This is a genomic window from Mycobacterium sp. RTGN4 (genome assembly GCF_033804635.1).
Lineage (GTDB): Bacteria > Actinomycetota > Actinomycetes > Mycobacteriales > Mycobacteriaceae > Mycobacterium.
Map to the genome: position 1 here is coordinate 1 of NZ_JAPZLB010000046.1, position 1,503 is coordinate 1,503.

Sequence of the window (1,503 nt, forward strand, 5' to 3'; positions counted from 1 at the left end):
AGCTAGACATCCCAGGTTCGTAAGTGTCAAGCGGCCTGGGCGCCGTGGTTGTGTTGACGGTGCGCCCAGGCTTTGTGTTCGTCGTAGTGGGTGCGGTGTCGTAGGCAGCCGTGGAGGATGCCGGTGAAGCGGTTTCCCAGGGCGCGGAGCGCTTGGTGGTGCAGGTCGCCGGCGGTGCGGCGTTGGTCGTAGAAGGCGCGGGCGCCGGCACTGGTATTCAACGCGCAGAAGGCCCATTGGTCGACGGCGTCGTAGAGGCGGCGGTTGCGGACGTGGCGGGCCAGCACGACGCATTTGCGACCCGAGGCGATGGTCAATGGTGAGGTTCCGGCGTAGTTCTTGCGACACTTGGCGGTGGTGAATCGGTTCGGATCATCTCCGAACTCACCGAGCACCCGGGCGCCGAGGATGACACCAAGTCCTGGCAGGGAGCGGTAGATGTCGGCGTCCGGGTGTGTCTCAAAATGTGTCGCCAGCTCGGCTTCCAGATCGACGATCTGGCGGTTGAGTTCAGCGATGATCCCGACCGTGGCACGGGTGCTTGCCGCGAATGCTGCGGTCACTGCGGCGGGGGCGGTGAGATGTTCGGTGCGCAACGCGGTCTGAATTTCTTGGGCACGGGCATCGAGGTTACGTTCTCGCCCAGCTGCTTTGAGTGCAGACCGGATCTTGGCCAGACTTAGGCTCGCCGCTTGCAGCGGGCTGGGGGCGCGGCCCAAGACCGCTAGGGCGTCGCGAGCGTGCAGATCGTCGAACGCCTCCAGTGCGCCCGGGTAGTACTCGCGCAACGCCGAGCGCAGCGAGTTGGTGTGCTGGTTACGGGTCCAGATCAGATTCTGATGCGCCCGGGCCAACACTTTGACCGCCTCGGCTTCAGCGGAGTCACCCGCGACGAGGCGATGGTTGTGTCGGTCGGTGCGGACCAGATCCGCCAGTAGCTTGGCGTCGGCGGCATCGGACTTGGCTCCCGAGACGTGGTGGCGGTCGCGGTAGCGGGCGGCAGCCATCGGGTTGATGGCGTACACCTGGTAGCCGGCGGCTACCAGCGCGGTGACCCATAACCCGCGGTCGGTTTCGATCCCGATGACGATCTGCGTGGGTTCGTCGGCGTGTCTGGCCAGCAGTTTATGGAACTCGCCGATTCCGGTGAGTCCCTCGGGTAATCGACGCGAGGCCAGGCGCGCCCCGGCATCGTCCATAAGATGGACATCGTGATGGTCTTCTGCCCAGTCGTCGCCGACGAATATCATGTTGCACCTTCCCTGGTCACCAAACATGTTCGAGCCCAAGGGTGCCCGGCGACGAGCTAATGGATCAGTGCTCAGTTGGCACGACATCCCATCAGTGCTTGCAGGAACCCTTACCACCGGTCGGGGCGTGATCTAGCTTTAGAAGTCGACCAACGCTTCAGCCGGTAACGACGCTCACCGGCCGGCGGCTCGGAGAACAGAGTCCCCCTCGCCACGGATATCACGGGGAGGCGCGCTGTTCAATACCCATTAG

At 64.0% G+C, this 1,503-nt stretch carries 1 protein-coding gene; it reads right to left on the minus strand.

Annotated features, from left to right (window positions below; genetic code table 11):
* Positions 1 to 26: 26 nt before the first annotated feature.
* Positions 27 to 1,250, minus strand: coding sequence for an IS110 family transposase (locus tag SLQ30_RS33005; RefSeq protein WP_319451252.1), 1,224 nt, complete (start codon positions 1,248 to 1,250; stop codon positions 27 to 29).
* Positions 1,251 to 1,503: the final 253 nt, after the last annotated feature.

Excerpts from the sequence above, each read along its gene's own strand:
- SLQ30_RS33005 (WP_319451252.1), bottom strand. The coding sequence starts at position 1,250 with ATGATATTCGTCGGCGACGACTGGGCAGAAGACCATCACGATGTCCAT.